We start from the raw sequence: 16,434 nt of genomic DNA, 5'->3' as shown, positions 1-16,434 counted from the left end.
CGGCGCATGTTAAATTCAGCCTGTTTACCCTTATTCCAGTTCTTAACTGGCCGGTAGTAGCCCACTATTCTGCTCCACACCTCAGTTTCTCGGCCGCAAGTAGGGCATGTCCATTGCTCCCCTGCAAGGTAGCCATGTTCTGGGCAAACACTAAAGGTAGGAGTAATAGTCAAGTAAGGCAGCCGGAAATTGGTAAAAACCCTTTGCAAAAACTTGCGGCAAGCCGTAAGGTCCGTTATCCTTTCGCCTAGGTAAGCATGAAAGACGGTGCCGCCTGTATATTTCACCTGTAGCTCATCCTGGTGCTCCAGGGCCTCGAAAACGTCGCTCGTAAAATCTACCGGCAAGTGGGTGGAGTTGGTGTAGTAGGGTTCCTCCCCGCCTGAGGTGATAATATCAGGATAAAGGGACTTATCGAGCCTGGCCAGGCGATAAGAAGTCCCTTCAGCAGGAGTGGCCTCTAAATTGAAAAGCTGCCCCGTCTCCTCCTGGTAAGAAGTTAAAACCTCCCGCATGAAATCTAGCACCTTTAAGGCCAGCCTCCGGCCCTCTTCCGTCTCTATCCCTTTTCCTAAAAGATTAAGTGAGGCCTCGTGCATCCCTATAATACCGATGGTGTTAAAATGATTCTCCCAATACCTGCCAAAACGTTCCTTAACACGGCGGAGGTAAAAACGGGAGTAGGGGTAAAGTCCCTGCTCCGTTAATTTCTCCAGCACACCCCTCTTTATAATCAAGCTTTCTTTGGCCAGGTCCATATAATACCTTAGCTTAAGGAAAAATTCGTCTTCCGAGGAGCTAAGGTACCCCAGCCGAGGTAAATTTATAGTGACTACACCGATAGAACCGGTTAAGGGATTGGCGCCGAACAGCCCTCCCCCTCTTTTCTTTAGTTCCCGGTTATCCAGCCTCAAACGGCAGCACATGCTCCGGACGTCTTCGGGCTTTAGGTCTGAGTTTATAAAGTTGGCAAAATAGGGGATGCCATACTTGGCGGTCATGGCCAGTATGCGCTCAGCCACCGGACTATCCCAAGGGAATTCCTCGGTGATGTTATAGGTAGGGATGGGGAAGGTAAAAATGCGGCCCCGGGCATCACCCTCCATCATCACCTCGCAGAAAGCTTGATTTAGCCAGTCCACTTCCTTTTGAAATTCACCATAATAAGCCTTCTGCCGTTTGCCCCCGATTATCACCGGCTCATCAGCTAATATACGGGGCACTACTACATCCAGGGTAATATTAACAAAGGGGGTTTGGAACCCTACCCGGGTGGGCACGTTAAGGTTAAAAATAAATTCTTGCATGGCTTGCTTTACTTCGCGGTAGTCTAAGCCGTCATAACGAATAAAGGGCGCCAGATAAGTATCGAAGTTAGAAAAGGCTTGGGCACCAGCCGCCTCGCCCTGGAGGGTATAAAAGAAGTTGGCAATCTGACCCAATGCTGTGCGGAAATGTTTGGGCGGAGCGCTTTCTACCTTTTGGCCTACTCCAGCGAAGCCAGTCTCCAAAAGATCGGCCAGATCCCAGCCGCAGCAGTAGGGCGCAAGTAAACTCAAATCATGAATATGTATGAAACCTTCCTCATGGGCCCGGCGTATTTCTGGAGGATATACTTTCTCCAGCCAATATTTAGAAGTTACTGCCGAGATGATATGGTTGTTTAAGCCCTGGAGGGAATAGTTCATGTTGCTGTTTTCGTTAATACGCCAGTCACGCCCGTCCAAGTAGTCCTGCACCATCTTCTCTACATTAACTAAGAGATTCCGGAAGTCCCTCCACTCCGCATGCTGCTGGCGGTAAAGGATATAGGCCTTAGCCGTCCGGGCATGCCCGTTCTCTATTAAAACCTTTTCTACCAAATCCTGCACATCTTCTACTGTAGGCAGCCGGTCTGTAAATTTTTGGGCGATAAGCTCTGTAACCTGGTTGGCCAGCTCACAAGCGAGCCTCCGATCCTGGCCCCCCACAGCTTTGGCCGCTTTAAATATGGCATTGATTATCCTTTCCTGATCAAAATCAACTACCCGGCCATCCCTTTTGATTATTTTCTTGGGTAGCACCTTTGGCTTCCCCCTTATTCTGGGTTACACCTCTTTTTGTATCAAAGTGGCTTTCGACAAAAAAAGGGAAATTCCTTCCGTTCACCGCAGGGATAAAAAGAAAAGGCCGGTGCCGAAACTTTAGGAAAACCGACCCTCAGAATAAACATCCCCCTTTCAGAGCAATGCAGCCTATAAACCTTCCTCTCCTTCCTGCCACCCGTGCCGCCTCCTGCACCTTCCCGGCCCTCTCCCTTCTTTTACAGGGCCCTTACCTTCGCAGTAAGGGCAGAACTCCAAGCCGTCTTCTTGTTCCCATCTCCTGCCGCACCGGGGGCAGCATGCTTTCCCCACCAGCTGGTAGTAGCCCCCTTCTACCCTAATGGCCTTTCCGCTGACCAAGGCTTCTGCAATCTTGGCCCGGGCTGCATTTAAAATTCGGGCAAAAGTAGGCCGTGAAACCTGCATCCTGGCCGCGCAATCTTCTTGCTCCAATCCTTCTAGATCTTTTAAACGTATAGCCTCCAATTCTTCCAAAGCCAAGACAACCTCTTCCATCTGTCCCTGAGGAATACCCGCAGGTTGGAAATAAGTTATACACGGGATGAAGGCTATACGACGGCATTTAGGCGGTCTCGGCACTTTACTCCCCCATTTTCCTTCGAGTTTAATGTTTAGAGAACTTGTTTACCTTTATTTTATCACAACTATGGTTAGGTTCTTGTAAAGTTTTTAGGTGCTGGAAGGCGGAGCTAAAATTTTGCACCAGCCTGCTTGTACTGCCTATTGTTGAGCTAAAATCTTGATAGAAAGGAGTTGAAGGCTTTGGCTTCGGAAACAATAGTGCCCCATTTTGTATACCGTGCCGTAAAAATTTTACAAGAAAAAGGCTATGCAGCCTGGGTAGTGGGTGGAGCCCTCAGAGATTATTGGCTGGGTCTTAAAGCCAAGGATTGGGATGTGGCCACCGATGCCTTACCTCAAGAAGTAATGAACCTTTTTGAAAAGGCCATTCCTACAGGGATCAAATTCGGTACCGTTACCGTAGTGCTCGACGGTAACGCTTTGGAGATCACCACCTTCAGGCAGGAAAAAAATTACACACCCCAAAGGAAGCCTGGCCAAGTAAAGCTAGGGGTAACCCTGGAAGAGGATTTTAAACGCCGTGATTTTACTGTAAACGCTCTAGCTTACGATCCGGTAAACGAAAGATGGTATGATCCCTACTACGTCATCCCCAAACTTGAGGGCAAGCTTATGGAAATAAAAGCTGTAGGGGATCCTTGCGAACGCTTCGAGGAAGACCCTTTAAGGATGTTGCGCGCTTTTTACCTTATGGCCCGGGCAGGAGAGGCCAGAGCCAAAGTCCACTGGGATGAAGCTACATTAAAAGCTATATCTTTAAGCCGGGATAAAATTTTGCGCGTTTCAGCAGAGCGCATACGGGATGAGCTTAATAAAATCCTGTTGGGCTCCAACCCGGACGAGTGTTTAAGAAAAATGCAACAGGTGGGATTGCTCGAAGTTATACTCCCTGAGGTTAGCCGAAACCGCGGCGTTATCCAAGGAGATAACACCTACAAGCTGGATGTTTTCGAACATATTTTAGCGGTGGTCCGTACCATCAAACCTTCCCTCCACTTAAGATGGGCGGCGCTACTTCACGATGTAGGAAAGTTTTCCTGCCGGAAAGAGGAAGGGGAAAAGATACATTTTTACGGGCACGAAAAGGTAAGCGTAGAGCTGGCAAGACTTGTTCTAGAGCGTCTTAAATTCAGCCGGGAGTTTAAGGAGAAAGTCCTCCACCTTATCAGCCACCACCTCTTTTCCTATCCTACCACCCCCGCGGGCTTACGCCGTTTCTTGCGTCGTGTGGGTCCCGAAGCCGTAGAGGACCTTTTAGAACTCAGGCGGGCCGATATCCTGGGCACGGATCCCGAGGCCAACCTTTTAGCCCTCGAGGAATTCTCCCGGCGCTTAGAAGATATAAGGCAAGAAAAAGCGGCCTTTAGCCTTAAAGATCTTGCTGTCAATGGTTACGACGTCATGGAATATTTAAACCTCTCTCCCGGACCTGCAGTGGGTAAGGCTTTAAACTACCTCCTGGAAAGAGTCCTGGAAGATCCCTCCCTTAACACCCGGGAAACGCTCTTAAGGGAACTAAAAGAGTGGGCTGCTGCCCATCTTCAACAAAAATAACCCTGCTCCCAGCAGGGCTACCTCACCCTTAAATATCCTACCCTTAAAGCTTCACCTCTACCGGGCCTATTATGCCTACTCCGTTAAAATCAACCTTGCACCGGTAGGCTATCGCTTCTACACCCTGGCCTACCACTTTCCTTAAAGTAGCGGCGAAATGGGGATCCGTTTCTTCATTAGGAGCAAAATAAAGGGCGTCCTCCCTTTGGATTAGAAATACAACCGCTGCGCGACACCCTTGCTTTCTGAGGTTGGCCAGCTCCTCAAGATGGCGGGCACCCCTTAGGGTTGGCGCATCCGGGAAGCGGGCCTCCCCTTCTACCACCAGGGTTACAGATTTTACCTCAACATAACAGGGCGGCTGTCCCTCTCCCTCTAATAAAAAATCCAGCCTGCTTTCACCGCACTTTACCTCGGGCTTTATTATCTTATATCCGCTAAACTCCGGGAGCCCTCCGGTTTTTATTGCTTGAGCAAAGATAAGGTTGGGCAGCCGGCTGTCCACCGAAACCAGCACGCCGTTATACCGCACCAAAGCGAGATCGAAGAAAGTCTTTCGCCCCGGCCCGGCCTTTGGAGTTAGATAAATTTCGGCCCCCGGCTGTAAAAGCTCTTTGAGCCTCCCTGGATCAGCTAAAAAGGCTAAAACTTCCTGTTCCCCCATTTTAGCCCGCACCATAAACCGGTTGGGGCGCTCAATAAAAGTTGCCGGGAATAAGCCCCGGGGAAGGCTTAAGTACATGGATAGACCCCCTGCAAGGTTGTGCGCGGCTAAACAATTGTTAGAGCGTCTACAAAACCTGAAGAAATAGGCATTTTAAATAATAAGATTCCTCGTACCCTAAAAGCACAGGGTGATCCGGGGGCTGGCCGCGCCAGGCAACAAGGCGCAGCCTCCGGCCCACATCCCTTGCCGCGCTCTGGATGATTTCTAAGAACAGATCAGGAGGCATGTGGTAAGAGCAGGAACAAGTGATAAGGAAACCTCCGGGGTTTAAAATTTTCATGGCTCTAAGGTTTATTTCTTTATACCCCCGTATCGCGCCTTCCAACGCTTTCCTGTTCTTAACAAAGGCTGGAGGATCCAGTATCACCACATCATAGCGTTCCTTCTCTTTATCCATAGCCCTGAGGGCATCAAAAACATTGGCCACCCGGAAAGAGCAAACATTTCCCACCCCGTTAAGATCGGCGTTTCGCCTGGCTAGCTCTACGGCCTCTTCCGAAATATCTAAACCGAGCACTTCACGGGCACCGTAATAAGCGGCATGGATTCCAAACCCCCCTGTATGGCAGAAGCAATCCAGTACGCGCGCTCCTTTTACGAGGGGGCGTAAAGCCGCCCGGTTTTCACGCTGGTCCAAAAAATACCCCGTCTTTTGCCCCTGAGCCAAATCTACCCAAAACTTAAGACCGTTCTCCGTAATGGTAACCAAGGGGTCGAAAGAGCCTTTGAGAAAACCGCTACGTAACTCTAATCCCTCAAGCTCCCGGACGGGTACATCATTTCGTTCATAAATACCCTCCGGCCGGATCAACTCATCCAATATTTCTACCAGTATGTCCTTGTGACGGTCGATGCCCAAAGCGAGGGTCTGGACAACAAGATAAGAGGCAAACTTATCTACAATAAGGCCGGGCAAAAAATCCGCCTCACCAAAAACCACCCGGAAGGAATCTGTAAGTGCCCCTTCAAGTATCTTCTGCCGGTACTCCCAGGCTGCTCGCAGGCGCTGGCGCCAAAAGTCTTTATTTATCTCCTCCCGGGGGTCACGGGTTAAAAGCCGGATAGCAATCATAGAGGCCGGGTTGATATAACCCCGGCCTAAGAACTTGCCCCGCCAGTCTTCCACTTCTACTATATCGCCAGGTCTGTACTCACCATATATATCCTCAATTTCCGTCCGGTAAACCCACGGGTGCCCGCTTTCTATCCTTTTCTCGCGTCCCCGGCCTATCCTTATCCTGGCCATAAAACCCCACCAGTAGTTTGCTTTGGGTGATATTTACATAGCTTTTACTCGCCGGTAATCTTTATAGCTTTATACAAAATCTTTGCCAGCGCACCTGGCCGGTAACTTCTCTTTAACAACGTTCCATAGTTTTACCCAAATACTCCCCTACGATACGCATGGCGCAAAAATCGCCGCACATGGAGCAGGCCTCTGCCGTTTCTACGTTCCGTCTGGACCTGTATTGCCTGGCCTTTACGGGATCTAGGGCCAAAGATATCTGCTTTTCCCAATCTAAAGCCTTGCGGGCTTGCGCCATGGCCTTATCCCATTCCCAAGCTCCCGGGATCCCTTTTACGAGATCGGCCGCATGTCCGGCAATACGCGCCGCAATAACTCCCTCCCTTACATCTTCTGCCGTAGGAAGGCCCAAATGTTCGGAGGGTGTAACATAGCAAATAAAGTCCGCCCCGGCCGCAGCAGCTATGGCTCCCCCAATAGCCGCCGTAATATGATCATACCCGGGAGCGACATCAGTTACAATAGGACCTAACACATAGAAGGGCGCTCCATGGCAAAGACGCTTCTGTAAAAGTATGTTGGCCTCGATCTGATTTAAAGGTACGTGCCCGGGCCCTTCCACCATGGCCTGCACCCCGGCTTCCCTGGCCCTGTCCACCAATTCACCTAAGATGAGTAATTCCTGTACCTGCGCCCTGTCCGTAGCATCGGCCAAACACCCGGGGCGCAAGCCATCGCCCAGGCTTAAAGTAACATCGTATCGCCTGGCTATCTCCAAAAGCCGGTCGTATTGGGCGTAAAGGGGATTTTCTTCTCCATGATGAAGCATCCACCCCACGAGGAAAGATCCCCCGCGGCTTACTATATCGGTTATACGCCCTTCCTTTTTAAGCCTTTCCACCGTCTCTAAGGTTACACCGCAGTGTACCGTAATAAAGTCTACTCCATCGGCAGCCTGGAGTTCAATCACCCTGAATAAATCATCGGCGGTGAACTCTACCATACTACCGTAACGCTTCTGGGCCTCTACCGTAACTTGGTAGATGGGAACAGTCCCCACGGCCACAGGCGACCTGGCCAAAACCTCCCGCCGGCAGGCGTCAATATCCCCGCCAGTAGAAAGATCCATGACCGCGTCCGCGCCCGCTTCTAAAGCTGCCTCTAACTTCTTTATTTCTTGCTGTATGTCCGGATAATCAGTAGAAGTTCCTATGTTTGCGTTAACCTTTGTCCTTAGACCTAAGCCTATACCGCAAGGATCTAGATTAGTGTGGTTTTTATTGGCCGGTATAACCACCTTGCCTTCGGCTACACGCTGACGTAAAATTTCTACATCTATCCCCTCTTTGGCCGCCACCCTTTCCATTTCCGGCGTTATCTTTCCTTTTCGGGCTGCCTCCAGTTGGGTCATATGGTATACCACTCCTTTTGACAAGTTAATAAAAAAGTTAATAAAAAAGTCACCCGGGAAATAGGTGACTTTAAAAGCTTTACCCCACTTCCCTCCGCTGGTATTACCCAGAATCAGGTTCCAAGGGTTAGTGCTAAAAAGCACTTCTCAGCCCTTGCGGGCACCCCCGGGGTACTGGTATACAGTTTTCATGGTATTAAATATAAATTATTCGCCACGCACATAAATTTTCCTGCTAAAAAGACAAGGCAAGGAGAAAAACTATATACAGTAGTAAGGAGTTTAATAAAAAGCTTAAGGTGAGTTGACGCCCATGTCAAGCGGGAAAAAGCAAAATTTAAAAGCAGAAAAAGAACTTCAACGCGCGTTTAAGACCAACAAAGACCTCCGAAGCTACGGCCTTAGAACAGAACTTTCGGGAGGAGAAGCGCGGCTTCAGGGAGTGGTAGATACCCTAATAGAAAAAGAACGGGCCACCGCCCTCGCCCAGAGCATACCCGGCGTAGAGAAGGTGGAAAACGCCATTTCCATAAGTACCGACGGGCCTATAACCGATGGCGAGGTAGAATTCGAGGTTTTTGAGGAGCTGGCTAAAGCTCCGGAGGTAAACCCCCAGCATATATGGGCCGAAAGCCACGGGGGAACGGTAATCCTTAAGGGCGAAACATCTCGCCGCGAAGAAATAGAGGCGGCCCGGCGGGCGGCAGCCAAAGCCCGGGGTGTAAAAGAAATTCTTAACGAGGTAAAATTAAAAGAGCCTCCGGCCACTTTAGAAGATATTTTCCACAGCCAGGTGCGAAATGATAAAGAAAACAGCTAAAAGAAGCTAACGTATGCTGCGGATATATTGTCTTTTCTCTTCTAAAAGGGTCTCATATTGAGCAGAAAGCTGCTCGCGGAAGCGTGCCCATTCTTCCTGAAATTCGGGCAGGCTCTCCACATTGGGGAGCCGCAAAGGGACTACCTGTTTGCCCAAGCTCCGCCCAGCCTGTGCAATCCGGGCTGCATACTCCTCCTTTAGGTTAACGTAAGCCTGCTCCAGGGCCCGGGCATAATACTGGAAGAGCATCTCTATTTCTTTAAACACTTGCTTAAGCGCAGCCTTATTTTTCTTAATGGTAAGGAGTCCCTCCATACACCGGCGGTTGGTATCCATAGAAATTTCGTCACGCGGCAGTCTAAGGTTGCCTAAGAAGGTTTCTTCTATTCCTTTCACTACATATGTCCTAGCCTTTAAGTTAAATTTATCCAACTCCTTTTCCAAATTAAAGTCTTTATTGCTCAAGAACTGTGCTCCCAGGACCCTGCCCCGGGGTAAATAATCCAGCTCCATGATCTTCTCTTCATCTACTTCTATGGTTTTAGCCCGCTCAAGAGCTATCTCTAAAGCCGTCTTAACCTTATCCATAAATTTTTCCCCCTTATTTTCGTGGAATACAAGCCGCAAAGATTAACCTTTGACCAGCTCTTCCCCTAAAAGGTAGGCGGCTTTTAAAACCTCCGGCCTTTTTAAAATTTCCTGGTAACCATCCACTTCCTGAACAAGAAGCTCGCCCCAGTAATGAAATCCCAGGTATTTAAAAAAATATTTCGCAGTCAATATAGCGCCTTCAAATAATCTAGATCCCCGTGTTGCCCCTACGGCTATTAGGGCCGCACGCTTAGAGCTTACCCCCTTCTCGGCTCCCTGCCCTGTACCGGTGTTACGGTACCAAAAAACCTGGCAGCGGTCCACCATGGCCTTAGCCTGGGCGGGCAAGCCGTAAAAATATATAGGAGTGGCCAAAACCAAGGCATCGCTTTCTTGTAGCAGGGGATAAACCCTATCCATATCGTCCCCCTGAACACATCCTCCCCGCCTGCAAGCCTCGCATGCCCGGCAGGGAGCTATGTTAAGTTCTGCCAGGACTATTTTAGTGCTCTCCGCTCCCCGGCTCCGGGCACCATGCAGGGCATTATCCAGTAGGATCTCGGAATTTCCCTCCCGCCGGGGACTACAGGCTATACCTATAACTTTCATGCCCATTATTTTACCACTTTATTACTTAAAATGTCGACGGTGAAAACTAAAATAGCAGGCGGAAAGGCCGGCAGTCTACGCCGGCCCCCAAGCTTTTAACCGAGCAATCCCTTTTTAAGCTGCTTCAGCTTTCCTTAAGACTATCTTTCCGTCTTGGGCCACGGCCTGAACTTTATCCCCCGGCCCAAACTTGCCTTGAAGCATTGCATCAGAGAGCTGGTCTTCGATCAAAGTTTGGATGGCGCGGCGCAAGGGTCTGGCGCCGTAGGCCTCATCGAAGCCCTCCTTTACCAAGATTTCCTTAGCCTCTTCTGTAACTTCTACCTGAATGTTGTGCTCCTTAAGCCGTTCATTAAGCTGCTTGAGCATAAGATCGACAATCTTCTTTATATCCTCCACTGTTAAGGCATGGAAGACGATGAGCTCATCGACGCGGTTGAGGAATTCGGGCCGGAAGGTACGGCGCAGCTCTTCCATGATCCGCTTCTTCATTTCTTCGTAAGAATCGGCCCCTACTTTTACCGCACTTGCTTTAAAGCCCAGGGTTTCCCGCTTGATGGTAGAAGCCCCTACGTTTGAGGTCATGATGATCACGGTGTTGCGGAAATCCACCGTCCGTCCCTTAGCATCGGTCAAGCGACCATCCTCCAGCACCTGAAAAAGGATGTTAAACACTTCCGGATGGGCTTTCTCAATCTCATCGAACAAAACTACACTATAGGGCCTCCGGCGTACGGCTTCGGTAAGCTGACCGGCTTCTTCATATCCCACATAACCCGGAGGTGCACCGATTAACCGGGAAACCGTGTGCTTCTCCATGTATTCCGACATATCCAAGCGTATCATGGCATCTTCGTCCCCGAAGAGGGCTTCGGCTAAAGCCCGGGCCAGCTCGGTCTTACCTACCCCCGTAGGACCTAAGAACATGAAGGAACCTATGGGTCGCTTCGGGTCTTTAAGGCCGGCTTTCGCCCGGCGGATGGCCCGCGCCACGGCTCTGACAGCTTCATCCTGACCAATAACCCGCTGGTGTAAAATTTCCTCCAAATGAAGCAGACGTTCAGTCTCTTCCTGGGCGAGCTTAGCCACGGGAATGCCCGTCCAGCTAGATACAATATAAGCTATATCCTCGGCTGTAACGGTGGACTTTTCCATCCCTTTTTCTTTTTCCCAACTGCTTTTTTTGGCCTCTAGCTCCTCGCGGATCCTTCTTTCCTCATCCCGCAACTGGGCCGCCTTTTCAAATTCCTGAGCGTGCACCGCGGCTTCTTTCTCCTTCTGGACTTCCTCCAGGCGGGCTTCTAATTCCTTAACTTCTTTAGGAGCCGTATAAATGGCCAGACGGACCCTTGAAGCAGCCTCATCGATAAGATCTATCGCCTTGTCCGGCAGGAACCGATCCGTAATATAGCGGTCGGACAACTTAGCTGCCGCTTCCAGGGCTTCATCCGTTATCTTAACCCGGTGGTGGGCCTCATAGCGGTCCCGCAAGCCCTTAAGAATGGCTATGGTTTCCTCCACCGTAGGCTCGTTGACCATGACGGGTTGGAACCTGCGTTCTAAGGCCGCATCCTTTTCAATATGCTTACGGTATTCGTCTATGGTAGTAGCACCGATGGTTTGGATTTCGCCACGGGCCAGGGCGGGCTTTAAAATGTTGGCAGCATCTATAGCTCCTTCAGCCGCGCCAGCACCGATCAAGGTGTGCAGCTCATCTATGAAAAGAATTATGTTACCCGCAGCCCGGATCTCATCCAAAACCCGACGGAAGCGTTCTTCAAATTCACCCCTGTATTTAGTTCCGGCCACCATACCGGACATATCCAGAGCCACTACCCTTTTACCCCTTAGTACCTCCGGCACCTGATTCTGCTCGATACGCTGGGCCAGACCCTCTACAATGGCGGTCTTGCCCACGCCGGGGTCTCCGATAAGTACCGGGTTGTTCTTCGTGCGCCGGCTCAAAATTTGTATAACCCGTTCAATCTCTTTATCCCGGCCAATAACGGGATCTAGCTTGCCTTCCCGGGCCAAGGCCGTCAAATCCCGGCTGAACTGGTCCAACACCGGTGTATTGGTACCCGGCCGGTGAGCGGCCTTAACCCCCATGGGTGCGCCAGCGGGCTGGAACCCCGGAATACCCATACCCCCCATTCCAAAGGGCAGACCGCCGAAGAAAATCCCGAAAGGAGTTCCGGGCTGCTGCTGGCCACCGCCCAATATGGCCAGTATTCTCTCGCGCACCTTTTCAGGAGTAAGGCCTAAAGAGCCTAGGACCTGAGCGGCCAAACCCTCCCCTTCTTCCATGAGCCCCAGAAGTATATGTTCTGTACCTACGTAATTTACTCCCTGGCGCCGAGCTTCTTCCTGGGCGAGCTCTAGGACTTTCTTGGCCCTGGGCGTAAGGCCCAGCTCCCCTGGAGGAACTCCCTCCCCGGGCCGCACGGCCTTGCGTACTTCTTCCCGTACGCTTTTAAGATTGACACCCAGGCTCGCCAGGGCCCTGGCTGCTACGCTATCACCCTCACGCAAAAGGCCTAATAAAAGATGTTCTGTGCCCACTGCGGGATGATTAAGGTACCTGGCTTCCTCCTGGGCTAAGCGCAAAACCCGGTGCGCTCTTTCTGTGAAGCGTAAACCCATAAAATCAATTCCTCCCTTCCGCTATTTTTTAGAGGTACGAAGCTCAAAACCTAAGAAATTTTGCCCTGCAGGCGCTCTCGAACGAGCCTCGCCCTCTGGACATCCCTTTCGTGGGGGGGCATCTCCCTTCCGGCCAGGTATTGGAGGTAGGCTGGCTGGATCATAAACATGAGCTGGTTTATGACCCGCTGGTCTATCCCCCGTATTATCTTCATCTCTACTCCCAGGCGGACGTCCGAAAGGAGCCTCAAAGCTTCTTGGCTGTTCAATATCCTGGCATTAGACAATATGCCATAGGCCCTGCCCACCCTATCCTCAAGCTGCCACCGGCTCTTTTTATAAAGATGCTCCCTGGCTCCCCTTTCCTGGTCGGCCAATTGTACAGCTACAGCCGAAAGGTTATTGATGAGTTCCTCTTCCGTTCGACCTAAAGTAATTTGGTTTGATATCTGGAAAAGATTACCTGCAGCTTCTGTACCCTCTCCATAAAGTCCGCGCACGGCCAAACCCACTTTGGTTAAAGCGGATAACACTTGGCCTGCCTGTTTGCTTATTACAAGGGCCGGCAAATGTACCATTACTGACGCTCTGAGACCTGTGCCTACGTTGGTAGGACAGGCTGTAAGGTAGCCCCGTTCTTGGTCGAAAGCATAGTCTAACTCCTCCTCCAAGGCGTCATCCAAGCTGGTCGCCATCCGCCAGCCCTCATGAAGCATAAGTGCCGGTAACAGGCACTGCAGGCGCAGGTGGTCCTCTTCATTGACCATGATACTTATAGCCTCGTCTTCCCGCAAAACCACTGCCTTTTCTCCTTTATCCTCTGCAAGTTGCGGGCTTATAAGATGTTTTTCTACTAGTATTTGCCGCTCTAAAGGGGTCAATTCCCGGAGGCGCTGCAGGTACAGGGGGCCCACAGCCCTCTCAACTCCCGCACTTTGAACGGCACGTCCTACAAGCTGTACCACCCGGCTCTCCTGGCGGGTATCCATAAGATGGGGAAAGGGCATTCCCTTTAGATTGCGTGCCAGGCGTATGCGGCTCGATATAATTATGTCGGCATGGGGGCCAGAACCTTCCATCCACTTGCTTAAACGCTCAAAACTTATACCCATAATTTATCCCTGCCTTCCCAGCTTGGCCTCTAGCTCCCGGATACGGTCGCGTACCTGTGCGGCCCGTTCAAATTCTTCCCGTGCCACCAGCTCCTGCAGTTCGTTTCTTAGCCGTTCTATCTCCCTTATAAGCCGCAAATTACCTCCTGCACGCCGGGGGACCTTGCCCCGGTGATGGCTGCTGCCGTGAAGCCTTTTAATTAAAGGCTCCAGCCTTCTGGCGAAGTACTGGTAGCACTCAGGGCAACCCAGGCGCCCTGACTGCTGAAACTGCGAAAAGGTTAAACCGCACTCTCCGCAACGGGAGCTTTCTTCTATAGCCACCCCTAGCCCGGGCTCGTAGTTTAAAAGGCCGGCTAAAAATTTGGGTAAGGAAAAGTCCCAGTGCCACTGGGGCTCAAGCTCCCGCGCACATTCTTGACATAAGTGGAGCTCTGTCTTTTGATTATTGATTATCTGGGTAACGTGGACGCTGGCCGGATTCTGGTGGCAGCGTTCGCATAGCATAAAATTAGTCCCCCTTACTTTTTAAGCCTGCCCCTCCCCCAGGTCTTCCCGTAGGAGGGTTAAAAGTACCGATCTCAAGATGGCCGCCCGCACCCGGTCCCTTTCAGGAAGTTCAATGGGCAGGGCCTGGCGGTGAATAGCGGCCCTAAGCAGCATTTTTTCCCTTTCGGATAAAAGTCCCTCCTGACAGAGCCGGGACAAAATAGCTTCGCCTGCTTCTTGAGAAACATACTCACCTATGACACTCTCTACCCATTCCTGAAAACGGCGGCGCTCCCTCAAAGGCAAGCGTATAATGCGTACGTAGCCGCCTCCACCACGCCGGCTTTCTACCAGGTACCCGCGCTCCACAGTGAACCGGGTACCGAGAACATAGGTTATCTGCGAAGGTACGCAGGCGAAAGCTTTAGCCAGCTCCTGCCGCTGTACCTCGATTACCCCTTTGGGATTGGAACTAAGGAGCCATTTCAAGTATTCCTCAATCCGGTCGGCTAAAGTCTTCCCTTCCATAGTACCCACCTTAGTACCACCTTTGACTAATTTTCACCTTTTGATTTTATTTGACCTTTCTACTCTTTTTATAGCGCCTGCAGTGGCGCTTAGGCAAATCCTGTTATGGTTTATTTTGGCCTGTAATGTCTTATTTTAAGCTATTTTTGCGGCCGGAGGATGAATCCCTTTTTTTAAGAAGGAAAACTACATGAAAAAGCGAAATCCTTTCTAACGAAGACAAGCTTTAAACGGCCGTAAAGCTGTACAAAAAGGATTACATTCCAAGGCTCACAAAGGCGGATGATGCTATGTCTTCTTCCCTTAATGATTTAAGGGCGAAAATCCAGGAGCATAAGGCCCGTATTCTGGACGCTCACAGGTACACAAACTCGGCAGTATTTTTGCCCCTTATCCGGCAGGACGACGGAAGTTGCTGCCTGCTTTTTGAAGTCCGCTCCCGTCATCTTAAAACGCAGCCCGGAGAAATATGCTTTCCTGGCGGGCACGTCCAACCGGAAGACGGTAGTCCAGAGAAAGCAGCTTTAAGGGAAACTTGTGAAGAACTAGGGGTCTCCCCTGGTTCCCTAGAACTCTGGGGAGCTCTGGACGTCCTTATAACTCCCTTCATGCAGATTATCCATCCTTTTGTGGGACTGCTTAAGGATCCGCAGAGCATAAAACCCAATCCACATGAGGTGGATGAGGTTTTTACCATCCCTCTAGAGCGCCTTATTTATCTTACCCCTGAATACCATGAAATAACTATAGAAGCCCATCCACCCGACGATTTTCCCTTCCATAAAATACCCCGTGGCCGTAACTACCGCTGGCGCAAGGCCCGCTGGCCAGAGCTATTTTACGAAATTGACGGCCGTATCATCTGGGGCTTAACGGCCAGGATACTACATCACTTCCTCACTATTATTAAGACATAAAGTGCTACAGCAACCTTCCGGTTTTCTGTTAGTTACCGGCCCACTCTTTAAAAAACACTTGCTGAGCCAGAAAGCTTTTAAATTCGTTTATACGCCTGTTGGCCAGGTTAACGTACTCTTCGTTGACCTCGTACCCTACATAGTACCTTTCTGATTTAAGCGCCGCTATGCCCGTTTGGCCGCTTCCCATGAAGGGGTCAAGGACGACTTCCCCTTTAAACGTATACAACTGAATCAAGCGATAGGGAAGTTCCACTGGAAAGGGAGCGGGATGGCCGACTTTTTTGGCCTGCTCCGCAGGAAAAGTCCATACGCTTTTTGTATACTCGAGGAACTGCTCCCGGTTTATAGTGTTCTCCCTGCCATGGGGGTTTTTTCTAGTAAACATATCTTTAGAAAAAACTAGTATATATTCATGAACATCCCGGAGCGTGGGGTTAGCCGCCGACAGCCAGCTCCCCCAGGCTGTCGAAGGGCTAGCACTGGAGGCTTTATTCCATATTATCTCCCCTCGCATAAGGAACCCTACGTCCTGCATATCCTCTACAATATAGAGGTGAAGAGGTATATAAGGTTTCCTGCCCAGGTTTGCCACATTTATACAGGCCCGGCCACCTGGAACAAGGACGCGGTGGACTTCCCGCCATACCCTTTTTAAAAAACTCCTGTACTGCTCAAGGCTCAGGTCTCTATCATAATATTTCCCTACATTATATGGTGGTGAAGTCACCATAAGATGCACACTGTTATCGGGGAGCTCTTCCATGTTTTCGCTCGTCTTGCAAAAGATTTTATTTAAAAACTCCTCCGGGACCGGGTTTTCCACATAAGGTACTTTCTTCTCTTCAGGAAGCCCTTCGTAGAGCCTGCTGTTGTAAAAAGGGCTTGAATCATGGTTCACCCTTCCCGGCGTCCCGAAAGAGCTGGTTTTTGTGCCGTTCCGTTTCATTCATGCACCTTCCTTGAGCAGTTGCAGGAACCTTCTGGCCTTCATTTCATAAGCCGGTTCCCGGTCGGCTAGTTCAATGATCTCCCCTAGCTCTTTTTCGCCAACTTCTCTTCGTCTCCTCCAAAAACCACAACCGATAGCCGAAAATAAA

General features: G+C 50.4%; 15 protein-coding genes and 1 riboswitch. Of the genes, 3 read left to right on the top strand and 12 right to left on the bottom strand.

The window, feature by feature from the left end; translation table 11 throughout:
• Together L5656_RS06925 and L5656_RS06920 are read right to left on the bottom strand one after the other, a co-directional pair.
• The coding region (locus tag L5656_RS06925; RefSeq protein ID WP_297200975.1) for a ribonucleoside triphosphate reductase at nucleotides 1–2,063 on the bottom strand (2,063 nt) is incomplete at its 3' end.
• 171 nt (nucleotides 2,064–2,234) lie between these two features.
• Entirely contained in the window at nucleotides 2,235–2,684 is a 450-nt protein-coding gene (locus L5656_RS06920) for a DUF134 domain-containing protein (RefSeq protein ID WP_297200972.1), read from the bottom strand.
• A 183-nt stretch (nucleotides 2,685–2,867) separates the two neighbouring features.
• Between L5656_RS06920 and L5656_RS06915 the strand changes: the two genes are divergently transcribed.
• Nucleotides 2,868–4,241, top strand: a complete 1,374-nt coding sequence (locus L5656_RS06915) for a CCA tRNA nucleotidyltransferase (RefSeq protein WP_297200969.1) — start codon at nucleotides 2,868–2,870, stop codon at nucleotides 4,239–4,241.
• 43 nt (nucleotides 4,242–4,284) lie between these two features.
• On the opposite strand, the gene sfsA is transcribed toward L5656_RS06915, so the two are convergent.
• The 3 genes from sfsA to thiC form a co-directional block, all read right to left on the bottom strand.
• Nucleotides 4,285–4,983 (bottom strand): DNA/RNA nuclease SfsA, encoded by a 699-nt coding sequence (sfsA, locus tag L5656_RS06910; RefSeq protein WP_297200966.1) that lies wholly within the window; start codon nucleotides 4,981–4,983, stop codon nucleotides 4,285–4,287.
• A gap of 49 nt (nucleotides 4,984–5,032) precedes the next feature.
• Nucleotides 5,033–6,214 carry a class I SAM-dependent rRNA methyltransferase gene (locus L5656_RS06905; protein WP_297200964.1) on the bottom strand — a complete coding sequence of 394 codons (1,182 nt, stop codon included), beginning with the start codon at nucleotides 6,212–6,214 and terminating at the stop codon, nucleotides 5,033–5,035.
• 112 nt (nucleotides 6,215–6,326) lie between these two features.
• The gene (gene thiC / locus L5656_RS06900; RefSeq protein ID WP_297200961.1) at nucleotides 6,327–7,625 is read right to left on the bottom strand and encodes a phosphomethylpyrimidine synthase ThiC; all 1,299 of its coding nucleotides are present in this window, start codon (nucleotides 7,623–7,625) and stop codon (nucleotides 6,327–6,329) included.
• A 71-nt stretch (nucleotides 7,626–7,696) separates the two neighbouring features.
• A riboswitch (TPP riboswitch) is annotated at nucleotides 7,697–7,803 on the bottom strand.
• Nucleotides 7,804–7,938: 135 nt separating this feature from the next.
• Between thiC and L5656_RS06895 the strand changes: the two genes are divergently transcribed.
• Complete coding sequence (locus L5656_RS06895) at nucleotides 7,939–8,445, top strand: BON domain-containing protein (protein ID WP_297200958.1); 507 nt, start codon at nucleotides 7,939–7,941, stop codon at nucleotides 8,443–8,445.
• 6 nt (nucleotides 8,446–8,451) lie between these two features.
• Here L5656_RS06895 and L5656_RS06890 read toward each other — a convergent pair whose 3' ends face one another.
• The 6 genes from L5656_RS06890 to L5656_RS06865 all read right to left on the bottom strand — a co-directional run bounded on the left by L5656_RS06890 (nucleotide 8,452) and on the right by L5656_RS06865 (nucleotide 14,417).
• Entirely contained in the window at nucleotides 8,452–9,033 is a 582-nt protein-coding gene (locus tag L5656_RS06890) for a hypothetical protein (RefSeq protein WP_297200954.1), read from the bottom strand.
• 42 nt (nucleotides 9,034–9,075) lie between these two features.
• Complete coding sequence (locus L5656_RS06885) at nucleotides 9,076–9,651, bottom strand: flavodoxin family protein (protein ID WP_297200951.1); 576 nt, start codon at nucleotides 9,649–9,651, stop codon at nucleotides 9,076–9,078.
• Nucleotides 9,652–9,759: 108 nt separating this feature from the next.
• Nucleotides 9,760–12,288, bottom strand: a complete 2,529-nt coding sequence (locus L5656_RS06880; RefSeq protein WP_297200948.1) for an ATP-dependent Clp protease ATP-binding subunit — start codon at nucleotides 12,286–12,288, stop codon at nucleotides 9,760–9,762.
• 50 nt (nucleotides 12,289–12,338) lie between these two features.
• Complete coding sequence (locus tag L5656_RS06875; RefSeq protein ID WP_297200945.1) at nucleotides 12,339–13,400, bottom strand: protein arginine kinase; 1,062 nt, start codon at nucleotides 13,398–13,400, stop codon at nucleotides 12,339–12,341.
• A 3-nt stretch (nucleotides 13,401–13,403) separates the two neighbouring features.
• A complete protein-coding gene (locus L5656_RS06870) occupies nucleotides 13,404–13,907 on the bottom strand; it encodes a UvrB/UvrC motif-containing protein (protein WP_297200943.1) in 504 nt (167 codons plus the stop codon).
• A 21-nt stretch (nucleotides 13,908–13,928) separates the two neighbouring features.
• The gene (locus L5656_RS06865; RefSeq protein ID WP_297200978.1) at nucleotides 13,929–14,417 is read right to left on the bottom strand and encodes a CtsR family transcriptional regulator; all 489 of its coding nucleotides are present in this window, start codon (nucleotides 14,415–14,417) and stop codon (nucleotides 13,929–13,931) included.
• Nucleotides 14,418–14,707: 290 nt separating this feature from the next.
• Between L5656_RS06865 and L5656_RS06860 the strand changes: the two genes are divergently transcribed.
• Complete coding sequence (locus L5656_RS06860; RefSeq protein WP_297200940.1) at nucleotides 14,708–15,334, top strand: NUDIX hydrolase; 627 nt, start codon at nucleotides 14,708–14,710, stop codon at nucleotides 15,332–15,334.
• A 28-nt stretch (nucleotides 15,335–15,362) separates the two neighbouring features.
• Here L5656_RS06860 and L5656_RS06855 read toward each other — a convergent pair whose 3' ends face one another.
• A complete protein-coding gene (locus L5656_RS06855) occupies nucleotides 15,363–16,283 on the bottom strand; it encodes a DNA-methyltransferase (RefSeq protein ID WP_297200937.1) in 921 nt (306 codons plus the stop codon).
• Nucleotides 16,284–16,434 lie beyond the last annotated feature (151 nt).

It is taken from the genome of Thermanaeromonas sp. (genome assembly GCF_021890735.1).
Lineage (GTDB): Bacteria > Bacillota > DSM-521 > Neomoorellales > Neomoorellaceae > Thermanaeromonas.
Note: the sequence above shows the minus strand (reverse complement) of the source record. Positions and strands in the feature narration are given on the sequence as shown.